This is a genomic window from Streptomyces sp. NPDC091371, assembly GCF_040684275.1.
Taxonomy (GTDB): domain Bacteria; phylum Actinomycetota; class Actinomycetes; order Streptomycetales; family Streptomycetaceae; genus Streptomyces.
The window spans coordinates 19,447-35,541 of record NZ_JBFBFP010000034.1 but is presented as its reverse complement, the minus strand read 5'-3'; the positions used below and the strand labels follow the sequence as shown (position 1 = coordinate 35,541).

13 protein-coding genes are annotated in these 16,095 nt (G+C 71.4%); 6 read left to right on the top strand and 7 right to left on the bottom strand.

Going from position 1 to position 16,095, the window contains the following annotated elements; all coding sequences use genetic code 11:
* Positions 1-252: 252 nt before the first annotated feature.
* The 3 genes from AB0O21_RS28925 (at position 253) to AB0O21_RS28915 (ending at position 2,563) form a co-directional block, all read left to right on the top strand.
* On the top strand, positions 253-1,131 hold the full coding sequence (locus tag AB0O21_RS28925; RefSeq protein ID WP_365175784.1) for a hypothetical protein: 879 nt from the start codon (positions 253-255) through the stop codon (positions 1,129-1,131).
* 204 nt (positions 1,132-1,335) lie between these two features.
* On the top strand, positions 1,336-2,004 hold the full coding sequence (locus tag AB0O21_RS28920) for a LuxR C-terminal-related transcriptional regulator (RefSeq protein WP_365175783.1): 669 nt from the start codon (positions 1,336-1,338) through the stop codon (positions 2,002-2,004).
* A gap of 58 nt (positions 2,005-2,062) precedes the next feature.
* The gene (locus AB0O21_RS28915) at positions 2,063-2,563 is read left to right on the top strand and encodes a DUF3224 domain-containing protein (protein ID WP_365175781.1); all 501 of its coding nucleotides are present in this window, start codon (positions 2,063-2,065) and stop codon (positions 2,561-2,563) included.
* On the opposite strand, the gene AB0O21_RS28910 is transcribed toward AB0O21_RS28915, so the two are convergent.
* The 6 genes from AB0O21_RS28910 to AB0O21_RS28885 form a co-directional block, all read right to left on the bottom strand.
* On the bottom strand, positions 2,530-3,486 hold the full coding sequence (locus AB0O21_RS28910) for a PfkB family carbohydrate kinase (RefSeq protein ID WP_365175779.1): 957 nt from the start codon (positions 3,484-3,486) through the stop codon (positions 2,530-2,532). The genes AB0O21_RS28915 and AB0O21_RS28910 overlap by 34 nt on opposite strands.
* Positions 3,483-4,475: a zinc-dependent alcohol dehydrogenase family protein gene (locus AB0O21_RS28905; RefSeq protein WP_365175777.1), complete on the bottom strand. Its 993-nt coding sequence runs from the start codon at positions 4,473-4,475 to the stop codon at positions 3,483-3,485. The genes AB0O21_RS28910 and AB0O21_RS28905 overlap by 4 nt, the downstream gene beginning before the upstream one ends.
* Entirely contained in the window at positions 4,472-5,299 is an 828-nt protein-coding gene (locus tag AB0O21_RS28900) for a carbohydrate ABC transporter permease (RefSeq protein WP_365175775.1), read from the bottom strand. Before AB0O21_RS28900 ends, AB0O21_RS28905 begins: the two co-directional genes overlap by 4 nt.
* A complete protein-coding gene (locus AB0O21_RS28895; RefSeq protein ID WP_365175822.1) occupies positions 5,296-6,249 on the bottom strand; it encodes a sugar ABC transporter permease in 954 nt (317 codons plus the stop codon). The genes AB0O21_RS28900 and AB0O21_RS28895 overlap by 4 nt, the downstream gene beginning before the upstream one ends.
* Before the next feature lie 8 nt (positions 6,250-6,257).
* Positions 6,258-7,631: a sugar ABC transporter substrate-binding protein gene (locus AB0O21_RS28890; protein ID WP_365175773.1), complete on the bottom strand. Its 1,374-nt coding sequence runs from the start codon at positions 7,629-7,631 to the stop codon at positions 6,258-6,260.
* Between the two features lie 72 nt (positions 7,632-7,703).
* A complete protein-coding gene (locus AB0O21_RS28885) occupies positions 7,704-8,465 on the bottom strand; it encodes a DeoR/GlpR family DNA-binding transcription regulator (RefSeq protein WP_365175771.1) in 762 nt (253 codons plus the stop codon).
* A gap of 301 nt (positions 8,466-8,766) precedes the next feature.
* Here AB0O21_RS28885 and AB0O21_RS28880 point away from each other — a divergent pair, with 301 nt between their 5' ends.
* Together AB0O21_RS28880 and AB0O21_RS28875 are read left to right on the top strand one after the other, a co-directional pair.
* Positions 8,767-9,558 carry a LamG domain-containing protein gene (locus AB0O21_RS28880; RefSeq protein WP_365175769.1) on the top strand — a complete coding sequence of 264 codons (792 nt, stop codon included), beginning with the start codon at positions 8,767-8,769 and terminating at the stop codon, positions 9,556-9,558.
* Positions 9,559-9,946: 388 nt separating this feature from the next.
* Positions 9,947-10,492 (top strand): sigma-70 family RNA polymerase sigma factor, encoded by a 546-nt coding sequence (locus AB0O21_RS28875; RefSeq protein ID WP_365175767.1) that lies wholly within the window; start codon positions 9,947-9,949, stop codon positions 10,490-10,492.
* Positions 10,493-10,499: 7 nt separating this feature from the next.
* Here the strand turns inward: AB0O21_RS28875 and AB0O21_RS28870 are convergent, their stop codons facing one another.
* Positions 10,500-11,456, bottom strand: coding sequence for a hypothetical protein (locus AB0O21_RS28870; protein ID WP_365175765.1), 957 nt, complete (start codon positions 11,454-11,456; stop codon positions 10,500-10,502).
* Between the two features lie 206 nt (positions 11,457-11,662).
* On the opposite strand from AB0O21_RS28870, the gene AB0O21_RS28865 reads away from it, so the two are divergent.
* Complete coding sequence (locus AB0O21_RS28865) at positions 11,663-16,042, top strand: FtsK/SpoIIIE domain-containing protein (protein WP_365175763.1); 4,380 nt, start codon at positions 11,663-11,665, stop codon at positions 16,040-16,042.
* Positions 16,043-16,095: the final 53 nt, after the last annotated feature.

Here is a 16,095-nt window from a genome sequence, read left to right as displayed (position 1 = left end):
TCACGCTGTCAGATCTTGCGTCGCCCGCCAAGACCTCCGGTCCTTCGCCTCGTGCGCGAGCCGACGGCGCGACATGTCGGCGTCGAGGGGCCGCGGCCGACACGAACAGGAAGCAACACATGCCCCTTAGCGCTGAAGTGGCCCTCGCATGTGTCCTGGACCTCATGGCGTTCCTACAGTCTTCGAGAGAGCCACTGACGCGGCCCTCCTGCCGGCTCCTCCACCCTCCGTGCTCCAGGGAGAAGCGACGCCATGAACGTGACGAAGAAGTCCCTCGGCACAGAACTGGACACGCGCGCGACGATCCTTCCGTCCGGCCCCGGGACCGGTCCCGAGATCCGAATGCAGCCGGTCCCGCGCGCCGCTGCCCGGATCGTCTCCCACGGCGGGCGCGGCATCGCCCAGGACCGGCTCCGGCTGTGGAGCCAGTACGGCAGCCGATTCCGCAGGGCCATGTCGGACATGAGAGGGGTGCTCCCGAAGGAGGGGCCCTGTGGGGACGGCCGTCCCGTCGACGACGTCGGCGCCCTCGCGGACCTGGCCGCGCTCCGCCTCTACCTGGCCGAGGAATGGGCATGGCTGGATCCGACGCTGCTCGAGGGGAAGCCCGGAGCTCACATGCCCCTTGCCCGTTGCGTCGCATCGGGCCTGCGCAGGCTGCCTGCCCACCGAGGTCCCGCGATCGTGCGCACCGGTGTGGCCGAGGGCCTGGTGAAGTGGCACCGCGACAACCCCGTGGTCGTCGACCAGGGTTTCTGGAGCGCGACGTCGTCCCCGGCGGCGCTCGGCGCGGGTGGACCCGGGTATCTGGTGTGGTCGCTCACCGGCCGCCGTACGGACTCTGTCGATCCGCACGCCCGGGGAAGGCTGGTGTTCGTTCCCGGCACTCGTTTCAAGGCCCTCAAGGTGCTCGACGGCCGGAGGCCCCTCGTGCTGATGCGCGAGATGTTCCCGCAGGAGCCTGCCGAGGAGCGTCCGGGCGGCCCCGGCACCCGCCGCACCGAGTGGCTGGACCGGACCACGGTGGAAGAGCTGACGCAGGCGACGGCCGGGCCGTCCGGATTGATCTTCGCCGAGTTCACGGGCCCCCGGAACCGTCCCCCGGGGCTGATCGGGTACGAGCCCGCTTGAGACCGGCGCATAGTGTCCCAAGAGGGTCGAGTCGACTGAATTCATACTGGGTCATTTGACCGAAGCCGCGCCACTGGCTGTCGCCGTAGTGTGCCGATGTAGCTCGAAGTCCACTCGCAGGCCCCGTCGTCCAGGCGGCGGGCCGGGGGCGGATCCAGGTGTGCATGTCGGTTCTATCCGGGGATTGCCGAAGTGACTGTGACTGTGACTCAGACGAATGGAACGGGAACCGCGCCGGCAGCTCCGATCCGCGTTGTCCTGAGGGCGAGCGACGCCTTCCTGGAGCGTGCGACCGGCGCCTACCTGCAGTCGAGTTCTGGCGTGAACATCGTTCCCCAGCACGGACTTCCCGATGCGGACGTGTCGGTCATGCTGCTGCACAGCCTGAACGACGACTGGCTGAGGGTTCTCAGGCAGGACGCCGCCGCGCGCGCCGGCGGCGCGCCGGTCCCGGTCGTGGTGATGGCCGATCGCGTCAACGAGCGGCAACTCACCCTGGCAGTCGAATACGGACTGACCAGCCTTCTCTACCGAAGCAGCTCGAGCCTTGAGCAACTCCTCGACGCGACGATCGAGGCGAGCTCCGGACGCAGTCGTATTCCGGATGAACTGGTGGGCCATCTGATTGCCGAACTGGGGCATCAGCAACGACAGCAGACGCTTGCGCAGTTGTCGCGGAGTGGCGGACTCGCGGTTCGGGAGGTCGAGGTGCTCCGCATGCTGTCCGAAGGGATGAACACGCTTGAGATCTCCGAGAAGATGAGCTATTCGGAGCGGACGATCAAGGGAATCATCCATGACACCCTGAAGCAGCTCAACTGCAAGAACAGGACGCAGGCAGTGGCGCGCGCGGTCAGGACGGGCATTCTCTGAGCAATCCCGTCCGCCTCCGGCAATTCCTTGATAAACCATCAGAGACAGGTGCAGGGAAATGAATTGGAGCACAACCAGAGCGGCCGGCGTGGTGGCGCTCGCTCTCACAGCGCCCGTGCTCGCCGCGACGCCCGGCAGTGCGACGGGCTCGCAGATCCTGAGTCACTACTACGATCCGGGCACGGAGATCGTCCCTTCGACGGACATGGTCTGTGCTCCGGGTGGCACGGCGATCCACGGGACCGCCACGTTCGGGACGCAGCCGGGCGATGTCTGGCAAGGCACGACTACGTACGACTACTGCCTGTACCCAGAGCCTACGCCGGGTCAGTACCGCTACGTCGGGACGGAGACGCTCACCGGCTCGGTCGAGGGGTGCGGAACGGGATCGTTCACCTGGATCGGGTGGGGCAGCACAGCGGGTGGCGGAACTTGGCGGGTCGTCCCGGGATCGGGCACCGGTGACCTGGCCGACGCACGTGGCAGGGGGACGAACACCGCGACGACCAGCCTGACGTTGGAGAACTACGGGCACTTCGAGGGAGCGTTGGACTGCTGAGACCCGGGGCGAACGGGGCGCTGAGCAGCCGCCCGTGCGCCGAGTGCGGGGGCTTCCCGCAGGTCCGCCCCGGCGTGTCCGCACACCGCCGCCGCGGCCAGGGACCCCTGTTCGAGGAGGGCGCGTGCTTCGTCCGCGGACAGGTCGGCCGGGGACCGCGGGAGGTGCGTGAGGAGAGCCGCCATGAAGGCGTCGCCCGCACCGATGGTGTCGATCACCGTGACCGGCGCCGCCGGGACCGAAACCGGGGGTGTGTCGCGGAGGAAAGCGGTGCTGCCGCGGGCCCCCCGCGTCAGCACGACCAGGCGGCCGTCCTGGGCGAGGCGCCGGCATGCGGCGTCGGGGGTCTGGGAGGGCCACAGCAGTTCCGCGTCCTCGTCGCTGGCCTTGATCAGATGGGCGAGGGTGCACAGGTCCCGGAGCCGGTGCAGGCTTTCCTCGCGGTCGAGCGTACGGTCCTCCCGTACGTTGGGATCGACGGCCAGTACGGTCTGCTCGGCGGCCGCTCGCGCCGTGGCGAGTACGGCGGCGGCGGCCGGTGGCACGACCGCGGCGAGGCCGCCGACGTAGACCGCCGAGAAGCTCGACAGGTTGCCGGTCACCGCGGTGAGTCGGAAGGTCGCCGTGTCGTGGAGGTGGAAGGCGTAGCGGGTGCCGGCCTCGGAGACCCCGGCGACGGCCAGTGCGGTGGGCAGCGGGGAGCGGGCGCACAGGCTCAGGTCCACTCCCGCCGCGGCAAGCCGTGCCGCGTTGAGGTCACCGAAGTCGTCGTCGCCCAGCGTTCCGGCGAACACCGCCCGTACGCCGAGCGCCGACACCCCTGCCGCCACGTTCGCCGGGGCGCCGCCCGGCAGCGGTGTGAGGCTGCCGTCCGGGGCCGGGACCAGATCGCACAGGGCTTCGCCCATCACCAGGACGGTCACGGCTCCACCACGATCTTGCGGCCCTGGCCGGCCCGGAACCGCTCCAGTGCTTCGGGGTACTGCTCCAGTGGCAGCCGGTCGCTGATGAAGACCGCCGGGTCCAGCACCCCGGAGGCGAAGAGCGCGGCGGCGCGTTCGAAGCTGTGCAGGACCGCCATCGAACCGGTGATGGTGATCTCCTGGTTGTAGATGCGGTACGGCTCGATCACCGCGGTGGTCGCATAGTCGGACACGCCGAACTGGAGGAAGGTGCCGCCCTTGGCGACCCGGCCGAGCCCGTCCTGGATGGCGGCAGCGCTGCCGGTGGCGTCGATGACGAACTCCCAGCCGTCCGGGCGGTCCAGCTCGTCCGCGTGCGCCGCGGTGGCGGAAACTCCCAACCGGTGGGCCGTGGCGAGGCGTTCGGGGTTGATGTCGAGGACGGCCACCGAGGCGGCCCCGGTGCGCTTGGCCAGTTCCAGCATCATCAGGCCCATGGTGCCCGAGCCGTAGATCAGAACGTCCGAGCCGAGCGTGCTGTCGCGGAGCACGTCGTAGCCCCGTACCGCGCACGACAGCGGTTCGATGAGCGCGGCGTCCCGTACGTCGACGTGGTCTGGCAGCCGCACGCAGTTGGCGACGGGCGCCAGCGCGTACTCGGCGGCGCCGCCCGGGACCGATACGCCGATGGCGTTCCAGCGGTCGCACAGGTTGCCCCGCCCGGCCCGGCAGTAGCGGCACTCGTGGCAGTAGAGGGACGGGTCCACCGCCACCCGGTCGCCCACCCGGAGCTCCGTGACCTCGCTGCCGAGACCCACGACCACGCCCGCGAACTCGTGGCCGGGCACGACGGGCAGCGTGGGCGCGAACTCGCCCTGGAGGATGTGCAGATCGGTGCCGCACAGTCCGCACACCACGACCTCGACGACCACGTCCCGAGGCCCGGGCACGGGATCGGGGACGGTGGTGACGACGACCTTGCCGGGCGCCTCGATGAGCGCAGCCCTCATTTGACAGCTCCAAGGGAGAGGCCCTGGACCAGTTTGTCCTGGGCGGCGAACCCGGCGACGAGCACCGGGAGGGAGACGACGACCGAGGCGGCGCACAGCTGGGCGAGGAACAGGCCCTGGCTGGTGACGAATCCGGTCAGGAAGACAGGCGCGGTCTGCGCGGCCACCCCGGTGAGCACCCGGGCGAAGAGCATCTCGTTCCAGCTGAAGATGAAGCAGATCAGCGCGGTCGCGGCGATACCGGGAGCGGCCACCGGCGCGACGATGCGGGTGAGGACGGTGGGCAGTCCGGCGCCGTCCACCTGCGCCGCTTCGATGATCGAGACCGGCACGTCGGCGAGGAAGGACTGCAGCATCCACACCGCGATCGGCAGGTTCATCGAGGTGTACAGGAGGACGAGCAGCCAGATGTTGTCCAGCAGGCCGGTGTTCTTGGCGAAGAGGTACAGGGGGAGCAGACCGGCCACCACGGGCAGCATCTTGGTGGAGAGGAAGAAGAACATGACGTCGGTCCACTTGCGCACGGGCCGGATCGACAGCGCGTACGCGGCCGGCAGCGCCAGGCAGAGCACGAGGAGCGTGGACATCACGCTCGCCGTCATGGAGTTGATCAGCGGCGGCCAAGGTCCGTCCGCTCCGCCGGAAGTGAAGAACTTCCGGTAGCCGTCCAGGGTGAGGGCGGCGGCCAGTGAGGGCGGGTTGGTGGCTGCGTCCGGTTCGGAGTGGAAGGAGGTGAGGAGCATCCAGCCGGCCGGAAGGGCGAAGGCGATCCCGGCGGCCCAGGCCAGCAGGCCGAGGCCGGCCGATCGTCGTGCGGCAGTCATGCGCGGCCCACCTCCTCGGCGAACAGGGAGGAGACCACCCGCAGCGCGAAGGTCGCGATCACGATGGTGCCGGCGACGACGACGACCCCGGCTGCGGAGGCGAGCCCGTACTCGTGGGCCTGGTAGAAGGTCTGGTAGATCGTGTAGGGGAGGTTGGCGGTGCCCAGACCGCCCGAGGTGATGGTGAAGACGGCGTCGAAGTTCTGCACGATGTAGATCGACCCGAGCAGGATGCCGAGTTCGAGGTAGCGGCGCAGATGGGGCAGGGTCAGATAGCGGAAGGTCTGCCAGGGGCCGGCGCCGTCCAGCTTGGCCGCCTCCATCATCTCGGCCGGCCGGCTCTGCAGCCCCGCCAGCAGGATCAGCATCATGAACGGGGTCCACTGCCACACCAGCGCGGCCTCCACGGCCAGGAGCGGGGTGTCGGAGATCCATTCGGGCTGGGCGGGGGAGTCGTCGCCGAACAGACCGGCGATCCAGGTCGAGGCGCCGTTGAGGAGCCCGTACTCCGGGTTGTAGAGGGCGTGCTTCCACAGCAGCGCGGCGGAGACCGGCACCAGCAGGAACGGCGTGATCATCAGGGTCCGTACGATGCCCCGGCCGCGGAAGCTGCGGTCCAGGAGCAGTGCCAGCAGCAGCCCGAGCAATACGGACGCCAGCACCACGGTGGCCGTGAGCAGGACCGTGGTCAGCACGGACCCACGGAGGTCGGGATCGGTGGCGACGGTGGCGTAGTTGTCGAACCAGGCGAAGCCGCGGGCGTCGGGGGCCAGGGAGTTCCAGTCGAAGAGCGAGATCACCAGGGTGGCCACGAAGGGCAGCTGGGTGACCGCGATCAGGAAGATCAGGGCGGGCAGCAGCGGTGCGCGGGTGGCCCAGGCCCGCGCCCGCCCGGGTGCGGCGGGCGCGGTGCGCGGCGGGGAGGCCGCCGCTCGGGGTGCCGCGCTCACGGAGAGCGTCACCGGTGCTCCTTCGCGACCTTCTCGGCCAGTGTCTGGGACTTGGCGAGGGCCTCGTCGACGCTCTGGCGGCCGCCGATGGCGGCGCTGATCTCCTGGGAGACCTTGGTGCCGAGGTCGGTGAACTCGGGGATGCCGACGAACTGGATGCCGGGTGCCGGGCGGGGCTGTACGCCGGGGTCGGCCGGGCGGGCGGAGCGGATGGCGCCGAGGGTGACGTCGGCGAAGGCGGCCGCCTCCTTGCGGTACTCCGGGTTGTCATAGGTGGAACTGCGCTTGCCCGCCGGGACGTTGGCCCAGCCGAGCTGTGCGCCGACGAGCTCCTCGTACTTCTTTCCGGAGGCCCAGGAGATGAACTTCCAGGCGTTGTCGCCGTTCTTGGAGGCCTTCTGGATGCCCCAGGCCCAGGTGTAGAGCCAGCCGGAGCTCTCGGTCTTCTCCACCGGCGCCTGTACGTAGCCGATCTGGCCCTTGACGGGGGAGTCGGCGGCTTCCAGCGAGCCCGCCGCGGCGGTCGCGTCGTACCACATGGCCGTCTTGCCCTGGGTGAGGCTGTTCAGGCATTCCGCGTAGCCGGACTGGGGGGCGCCGGGCTGGCCGTGCTCGCGCACCAGGTCGACGTAGAACTGCGTGGCCTTCTTGAACTCGGGGGAGGTGAGCTGGGCCTGCCAGTCATTGGTGAACCAGGTACCGCCCATGGTGTTGACCACGGTGGTGAGCGGGGCCATGAGCTCGCCCCAGCCGGGCAGCCCGCGCAGGCAGATGCCCTTCATGCCCGGCCGGGCGCCGTCGGCCTTGGCGGCGAGGTCGGCGACCTGCTGCCAGGTCGGCCGGTCGGGCATGGTGAGGCCCTTCTCGGCGAAGACGTCCTTGCGGTACATGAGGAAGGAGGACTCGCCGTAGAAGGGCTCGGCGTACAGCTTGCCGTCCGCGGCGGTGAGGGAGGTGCGCAGTGGCTCCAGGATGTCGTTCTGCTCGAAGGCGGTGTCCTTCGCCACGTACGCGTCGAGCGGATGGAGCCAGTTGTTCTTGGCGTAGATCGGCACTTCGTAGTTGCTGATGGTGGCGACGTCGTACTGCCCGGCCTGGTTCGAGAAGTCCTGGCTGATCTTGTCGCGGACGTCGTTCTCCGGCAGCACGGTGAAGTTCACCTTGATGCCGGTCTCCTTGGTGAAGTGCTCGGCGGTCAGCTTCTGCAGCTCGACCATCGGCGGGTTGTTCACCATCAGTACGTTGACGCTCTGGCCGTCGCCGGTCTTGGACCCGCCGCCCGCGCCGGCGCAGCCGACGGCCGCGGTGAGCAGGGCGGCGACGGCGAGGGCCGCGGCACCGCGGCGGACGAGGGGGAGGGGTCTTGAGGCGGGTCCGGGCATGACGGCTCCTGGTGTTCGGGGTGTGGGTGGTGAAGGTGGACAGGGGGGTGGGGTGGGGCGTGCGGGGTGGGGTCAGACCCGGATGACCTGGGGGCCCAGCAGGGTGTAGCGCTGGGCCTCGCCGGGCGGCAGACCGGTGTCGGTCACGATGGCCTCGATGTCCCGCACGTCGGCGAACCGCGCGAAGCTGACGGCGCCGAACTTGGTGTGCACGCCCGCGAAGACGCGCCGACGGGCGCCGCACACGGCCTGTGCCTTGACCGCGCTCACGGCCGGGTCGGGGGTGGTGAGCCCGTGCTCGCGCGAGATGCCGTTGGCTCCGATGTACGCCAGGTCGATGACGAACCCGGCGAGCATCCGCGTCGCCCAGTGGTCGACGGTGGCCATGGTGCCGCCCCGCAGCCTGCCGCCCAGGACCAGGACGGTCGTGTGCTGGGCTCCGGCCAGTGCGTGGGCGACGGGGAGGGACGCGGTGACGACGGTCAGCGGCCGGTCCCTGGGCAGTGCCTCGGCGATCAGCTGAGGGGTGAACCCCTCGTCGATGAAGACGGTCTCCGCGTCCCCGAGGAGTTTGGCGGCGGCGGTGGCGATACGCGTCTTCTGCGGAAGGTGGCGGGTGGTGCGTACGGCGAGGGTGGTCTCGAATCCGGAACTCTCCACCGGATAGGCGCCGCCGTGGGTGCGCCGGACCATTCCGTGTTCTTCCAGTACGTGCAGATCGCGGCGGATCGTCTCCTTGGCGACGGCGAATTCCTCCGCGAGTGCGGACACCTCCGCCGAACCGGTGCGCCGGACCAACTGCAGTATTTCCCGTCGGCGTTCTTCGGTGTCCACGGCGGCTGTCCCCGTTCTGCGGTGCTGTGCGGTGCCCGTTCGGGCCGCTGCAAGTTTTGTACAAGCTGAAAGGCGGCGCTGAACAGGGAACTCGTCAAAAGGTGTGCGCCCGTTTCTGCCCGCTTCCCGATCCGGTTCCCGCTGGTCCGGATGCCCGCGCGGGCCCGCAGCGGCCGTTCGCGTGCCCGTTTGCCCGCCGGTGCCGCTCCGCTCGCCGCCCGTTCGGGAGTGAACCGGTTGCCCGCCGCGTCCGTCCACCGCAGCGCACGCCTCGCCCATACGAGATCCTGGAGCACCCACCATGACGCGCAGATGGTCACTCATCGCCTTGATCGCGGCGCTCGCCGCCGCCCTGGCCTTCGTCCTGCTCGGCGGCCTGGGCGACGACAAGGGGGATACCGCCCCGGTCGCCGAGAAGGCGGCCAAGGGGTCGGCGGCGCCCTCGAAGGCCCCTGACACGTCGAAGCTCCGCGGCATGGCCTGGTGGCCGGCCCACGAGAACAAGGGCGCGGTGATCAAGGACGCGGTCGGCAGCCGTCCCGGAACCTTCCAGGGGCGCATCGGGTGGACGGCGGGGCCCAATGGAGGCGCGCTCCAACTCGACGGTGTCACCGGCCATGTGGTCGCCGACTCGGCCGTGGTCGACACCACGAAGGCCGACTTCTCGGTGGCGGCCCGGGTGCGGATCGACAGCAAGGGCTTTCGCAGCGCGGTCACGATCGACGGCGACCGGCACAGCGTCTTCTACCTCCAGTACTCCGGCACCGACAACCGGTTCGCCTTCGCCTTCCCGAACGTCCGGGCCGTCGGTTCCGCCACCGGTGAGCCGGAGTTGGGCCGCTGGTACCACCTCACCGGGACGTACAGCCGGTTGAACGGCACCCTCAGCATCTACGTCGACGGGGTGCTCGCGGGGACGGCGCAGGGAATGAGCGAGGAGAAGCCGTCCGGCAAGTTGGTGATCGGCCGGGGGAAGTTCGAGGGCAAGCCGGTCGACTTCTGGAGCGGGGCGATCGCCGATGTCCACGTCTACGACCGGGCGCTGAAGGCGGCCGAGGTCACGGCGCTGGCGGCCCGCGAGCCGTCCCGCTAGCCGGCCGGGCCGCGGCGGCCGCCCCACCGGCGGCGCCGCGGCCCTGCGCGGACCCGGGACCCCTCCCGCCGTGCCGTTCCGACCGTTCGGAAGCAGAACGGGCGCGCCCGGAGGGATGCGGGCGGAGTCGAAACGGTCCGGGGTCCTGCCCGATCGGGCAACCGGGATCCTTGGGAATCAGTCACCCCCTGCTGTGAGCTCGGCATTTGACGGAAGGTAAGCGGGCGAACTCGGTCGCGGACTCCTACGGAACGGACCATTACGGCCTGTCCGAATGCAGGTACACATGTTCTGCGGCCCTCACCGGCAATCGCGCCGGAACGTTTCACCGCCCGCACTCCGCTCATTCGTCATGGCCCGGGGAGGGAATTCCTTGCCGTATTCAGAATTGTCCGAAAACACCGCTATTGAGTCGTTAGGGACGCGACCTGCCGAGGATTTCCTCAAAGCCCTCTACGAACAGCACGGCGCGGTACTGACCCGTTTCGCCGCCCGCCTGCTCGGCGGCGACTGGCACCGCGCCGAGGACGTCCTGCAAGAGGTGGCGATCCGGGCCTGGAACCACCGCGCCGAACTGGATCCCACGGCCGAGACCGTGCGCCCCTGGCTCTTCGCCGTCGTCCGCAACCTGGTGATCGACGGGCACCGGGCCCGTCAGGCCCGGCCCCCGGAGACGGAGGACCCGGACCTGACGGTGCTGCCGGTAGGCGACGACGTCGACCGCTTCCTCACCACCCACGTGGTCGTCGACGCCCTCCGGGACCTTCCGCACTTCCAGCGCGAGGTGCTGATGCACGTCCACTACATGGGGCGCAGCGTCAACCAGACGGCGCGCGTGCTCGGCGTACCGCCGGGCACCGTCAAATCCCGTACGCACTACGCAACCCGGGCCTTGCGCGAGGCCCTGCAGAGCCGGGGCCTCGCGATGTCCTGATGTGCCGTCAGGCGAGGCGTCCGGCATGGACGTCGATGAGCAGCCCCAGCGGTCCGGTGTCGAGCGAACCGTCCTCGCCGACCCGGAACCGCCAGCCGGCCACCGCAGTCTCGCCGATCACCAACAGCGCGTCCCCCCGCTCCAGCCAATCGAGGGCGTGCCGCTCCTCGGCGTACTGCCCGGCATCGAGGACGAACAGCCTCGGAGCCTGGTCCCGTACCGTGACCGGACCACTGCCCTCGATCATCCGGAACACCTGGGTGACGGCGGGCGTGGCCCCCGTCCTGCCGCCGGCCGTCCCGGGGCCGTCGCCGCCGCGGGCCAGCCCTTCCTCCAGTGTGGCGACCATGTGCAGCCGGGCCGAGCCCATGCCCGCGGCCATCTCCGTCCGTGCCACCGAGCCCACCAGGGTCACCTCCGCCCGGCGCCCGACCGGGCCGGTGATCAGCTCGCTCACGAAGGCCCGTACGAGTTGCTGCACCTCTGCGGCGCCACCGCTCAGGGCGATCCCGGCGGACGCCCGCGACAGGTCCACCAGCACCCGCTCGCCCGCGGCCAGCCCCACCGTGACCGCCAGGGCGTACGGCTGCTCCGCCACGGGACCGCCCATGGCCGACGGCTCGCCCAGCAGGGAGGTGTCCGCATCCCACTCCTCGCCGTCGGCGTCCGCCGTCCAGGGCGCCGGCGCGGCCGGGTCGGGCCCGGTCAGCCGCAGCGACAGCCGCTCACCCGAATAGACGACCGCGTACGCGTCCGGCACCGCGCGGGCCGCCCCCACGCAGGCGTCCGCCAGCCGGCGCAGACCCAGGTCGATCACCTCCAGGGCCTCCCGCCCGCGCACGTTCGCGGGGGCGGGCCGGGGCGGCGCCGCCGGGGACTTCCTCCGTTCCGTGCGGATGAGTTCGAACACGGCGCCGACCAGCGCCAGCCCGATCACGACGGCCAGGACGATGGACAGGTTCATACGACCACCTCTGTCGGGTCCCGGGGCCCGGGACGAGTCACCGACCGGTTACGGCCCCGCCCTCCCGATGGTTCACGCCGCCCCGCCGCACCCACCCCGTGAACCACCTGGCCCCGCGGTCCGTAGGGGCCGGGGAGCGGGGCCGGACCTCCCCTCCACGACCGGCCCCGCCATCCCGACGTCCCCCTTGCTGCCTGGAGAGCCCCGTGCCTTTGCTGCTCACGGTGGTCGACGAACTCGGCCACGCCTTCGACGTCCACCTGGACGCCGACCCCGACACACCGGTGGCCGCGATCGCCGAGGCCATCGCCGCGACCGAGGGCATGTCCATGCCGTTGCCCGGAAGCGGCCTCTACCTCGGCGCCGAGGAGCTGCCGCCGGACATGTCGCTGCGCGAATCGCCCTTGCGGGACGCCGCCGTCGTCGGTCTCGGCCGACCGGTCGGAGCGCCCGCCGCGGAACCCGGCGGCCTGGTCGAGGTCCGAGCGGTCGGCGGGCCCGGAGCCGGCGCCGTCCACCGCCTCGACATGGGCGAGTACCGGATCGGGTTCGAAGTGGACGGGTCCGTGCGGATCGCCCGCTCCGGCCACGGCCCGCACCTGGTCGGGCTCCGGGTGGGCCCGGGCGGGCGCTGCGCGGTGACCCCGGAGGCCTCGGGAGCCTCGGGATCCGTACTGCGCCTGGACCGCGAGGACCTCGACGAAGAGCGGCCCTGGCCGGTCGGCGGACAGCTCCAGCTGGGAGACTCCCTGCTCGAACTCGTCTCCCCCGAACGGCCCGACGCGGCCCTCCAGCCTTCGGAGGACGGCGCAGGCTGGGACTACAACCGGCCGCCGCGCCTGCGACCGCCCAAGCCCGAGACCCGGTTCACGCTGCCCGCCCCGCCGACCGCGCCCAGCAAGCGGCCGCTGCCGTACATCGCCGCGATCCTGCCCCTGGTGATGGCGGGCGCCGGTGTGCTCATCTTCGGCAGACTGTCGATGCTGCTGTTCGGCCTGCTCTCCCCGATGGCCGTCGTCGGCAACTACCTGACCAACAAGCGCAGCGGTCGCCAGTCCCACGCCGACGCCGTCCGCGAGTACGAGGAGAAGAAGGCCCGCATCGAGGCCGACGCGGAGGCCGCCCTGGTCGCCGAGCGCACCGCACGCCGCACCGGCTTCCCGGACTCGGCCGCCGTCCTGCTCACCGCAGTCGGCCCGCGCCGTCGGCTGTGGGAGCGCCGGACCGCCGACGCCGACTTCCTCGAACTGCGCGTGGGCACCAGCGACCAGCCCTCCGACGTCGTCCTCCAGGACCCCACCCGGGACGAGCACAAGCGCAAGTTCGCGCGCATGGCCTACGACGTGCCCGTGACGGTCGCCCTGCGCGAGCACAAGGTGCTCGGCATCGCCGGCGGCGGCCCGGGGGCGGCGGCCGCCGCCCGCTGGGTGGTGGCCCAGGCGGCCGTCCTCCACAGCCCCCGTGACCTGCACATCCACGTGCTGACCACGGGGAACGGCGGCGAGGACACCTGGACCTGGGTCCGCTGGCTGCCCCACGTACGGCAGCGGCCCGGCGACACCCTCGCCAATGTGGGGACGGACACCGAGACCTCGGCGCGCCGGGTCGCCGAACTGACGGCACTGATTGCCGCCCGACATGCGGCCGGGCGCGAGCGCAACGCCTCCCGCGAGCCCGACATCCTGGTGGTCCTGGACGGGGCGCGGCGGCTGCGCTCGCTCCCCGGGGTCGTGCAGATCCTGCGCGACGGGCCGGCGGTCGGCGTGCACGCGCTCTGCCTGGACGCGGAGGAGCGGCTGCTGCCCGAGGAGTGCCAGGCGGTCGTCGCCGAGGAAGCGGGCGGCACGCTGCGCGTGGGACTGTCCGGTGCGGAGGTCCGCAGCGGAGTACGGCCGGACGCCGTGTCCCTGGACTGGTGCCGGTCCGTCGCCCGGGCGCTCGGCCCCCTGCGCGACCCCGGAGGCCAGGCAGAGGAGGCGGCCGTCCTGCCGCCCGCCGCGCGACTGCTCGACGTACTGGCCCTCGATCCGCCGACCGGGGAAGCCGTACAGACCCGCTGGAAGGCGGGCGGCCGCAGCACGTCCGCCGTCGTCGGGATCTCCCTCGACGGGCCCTTCGCGCTCGACCTGCGGCGCGACGGCCCGCACGGCCTCGTCGCCGGTACCACCGGCTCCGGAAAGTCCGAACTGCTCCAGACCATCGTCGCCTCGCTCGCCGTCGCCAACCGACCCGACGCGATGACCTTCGTCCTCGTCGACTACAAGGGCGGCTCGGCCTTCAAGGACTGCGTGGACCTGCCGCACACCGTCGGCATGGTCACCGACCTCGACGCGCACCTCGTGGAACGGGCGCTGACCTCCCTGACCGCCGAACTCAAGCGGCGCGAGCACATCCTCGCCGAAGCGGGCGCCAAGGATATCGAGGACTACGTCGACCTGCTCCACCGGGAACCCGGACGTACGGCCATGCCCCGACTGCTCATCGTCATCGACGAGTTCGCCTCGATGGTCCGGGACCTGCCCGACTTCGTGAAGGGCCTGGTCAACATCGCCCAGCGGGGCCGCAGCCTCGGCATCCACCTCATCCTCGCCACGCAGCGGCCCAGCGGTGTGGTCTCGCCCGAGATCCGCGCCAACACCAACCTGCGGATCGCCTTGCGGGTGACCGACCAGAGCGAGAGCACCGACGTCCTCAACGCGCCCGAGGCGGCGGGCATCTCCAAGGCCACCCCGGGACGGGCCTACGTCCGCCTCGGCCAGACCTCGCTCGTCCCCTTCCAGGCCGGCCGGGTGGGCGGCCGCAGGCCCGGCACCACCGCCGACTCGGCCCCCGCCCCCTTCGTCGTGCCCGTCGGCTGGGACCAGGTGGGCCGGCCGCTGCCCGCCCGGCCGAGCGGCGGAAGCCGCCAGGCGGACGATGTGATCACCGACCTCGCGGACCTCGTACGGGCCATCGGCGACGCCAACCGGGACCTGAACATCCGCCCCCAGCACAGTCCTTGGCTGCCACCCCTGCCCACCGTCCTCGTCCCGCACGAGCTCTCCGGGACCACCGAGCGCAGCGCCTACGACCTCCAGCCGGTCGTGTACGGCATGGTGGACCTGCCCGCCGAGCAGGCCCGCCACCCCCTGGCCCTGGACCTGGCCACCCTCGGACACCTGCACATCATCGGCTCCCCGCGCACCGGCCGCTCGCAGACCCTGCGCACCATCGCGGGGACCCTCGCGAGCGCCCACTCCAGCGCCGACGTCCACCTGTACGGCATCGACTGCGGCAACGGCGCGCTGCTGGCGATGGAAGCGCTGCCGCACTGCGGGGCGGTGGTCCAGCGGACCCAGCCCGAGCGGGTGGCGCGGCTGCTGAGCCGGCTGACGGCGGAGGTGACCCGGCGCCAGGAACTGCTCGCGACGCGGGGCGCGGCCGACCTGCCGGAGCTGCGCAACGCACTGGAGCCGGCGGACCGCCCCCCGCACCTGGTCGTGATGCTGGACCGGTGGGAGGTCTTCGACAAGACCCTGGCCGATTACGACAGCGGCAGCCTGCTGGCGAACGTGCTGACGCTGCTGCGGGACGGCGCCAGTGTCGGGGTGCACGTGGTGCTGGCCGGTGACCGTACGGTGTTCTCCTCGCGGGTCGGGTCCTCCACAGAGGACAAGCTGGTGCTGCGCCTCAACGAGAAGGCCGAGTACAGCATGATCGGCGTGCCGCAGCGGTCCGTACCCGACGAGATCCCGCCGGGCCGGGCCCTGCGGGCCGCCGACAAGGCGGAGGTGCAGATCGCGCTGCTGACCACCGACCCCACCGGGGCGGCCCAGGCCGCGGCCCTGCAGCAGATCGGTGCGGACTGCCGGGAGCGGGACGCCGAAGTGCCCGCCGGGCGGCGCCCGTTCCGGGTGGATGTCCTGCCCGACCGGCTCGGGTACGCGGAGGCCGCGGCCTACGCCCAGCAGGCGCAGCCGGGCGCCCTGTGGGCGATGGTCGGCGTCGGCGGTGACGAACTCACCGCCATCGGGCCCGACTTGTCCCTCACCCCCACCTTCATCGTGGCCGGCCCGGCGCGCTCGGGACGCAGTACCGTCCTGCTGGCGATGGTCCGCTCGCTGCTGGCCGCCGGAACCTCGGTGGTGATCGGCGCCCCGGTCCGCTCGCCGCTGCGCGAACTCGCCGGACAGCCGGGCGTACTGGCCGTCTTCGAGGGGCCCGACATCGAATCGGAGGAGCTGGAGGCGGCGCTCGCACAGGCGCCCGCCGGAGCGGTCGTGGTCCTCGACGACGCGGACCTGCTGCTGAAGACCAAGGCCGAGGCGGTGCTCAACCGGATCGCGCGCACGGGCGCCGAAACCGGGCAGGGGCTGGTGCTCGCGGGCCAGATCGAGCGGCTGGCGTCCGGCTATTCGGGCTGGCACACCGATGCCCGGCGCAACCGGCAGGGCGTGCTGCTGAGCCCGCAGAGCGTGGGTGACGGGGAGCTGATCGGAACCAAGGTGCCGCGCAGCCGGCTCGGGGGAGGGCGCGCCGGACGAGGGATGGTGCACCTCGGCGACGGGGTGCTGCGTACGGTGCAGATCCCGGAGTCCGGGGCCTGAGCGACCCAATGAGAGAGGGGCTCCCGCGCCGGTCGTGGCGCGGGAGCCCCTCT

Bases quoted from the DNA above. Each gene is read 5' to 3' on its own strand.
- AB0O21_RS28925 (WP_365175784.1), top strand. From the start codon at position 253: ATGAACGTGACGAAGAAGTCCCTCGGCACAGAACTGGACACGCGCGCG.
- AB0O21_RS28915 (WP_365175781.1), top strand. From the start codon at position 2,063: ATGAATTGGAGCACAACCAGAGCGGCCGGCGTGGTGGCGCTCGCTCTC.
- AB0O21_RS28905 (WP_365175777.1), bottom strand. From the start codon at position 4,475: ATGAGGGCTGCGCTCATCGAGGCGCCCGGCAAGGTCGTCGTCACCACC.
- AB0O21_RS28900 (WP_365175775.1), bottom strand. From the start codon at position 5,299: ATGACTGCCGCACGACGATCGGCCGGCCTCGGCCTGCTGGCCTGGGCC.
- AB0O21_RS28890 (WP_365175773.1), bottom strand. From the start codon at position 7,631: ATGCCCGGACCCGCCTCAAGACCCCTCCCCCTCGTCCGCCGCGGTGCC.
- AB0O21_RS28880 (WP_365175769.1), top strand. From the start codon at position 8,767: ATGACGCGCAGATGGTCACTCATCGCCTTGATCGCGGCGCTCGCCGCC.
- AB0O21_RS28870 (WP_365175765.1), bottom strand. From the start codon at position 11,456: ATGAACCTGTCCATCGTCCTGGCCGTCGTGATCGGGCTGGCGCTGGTC.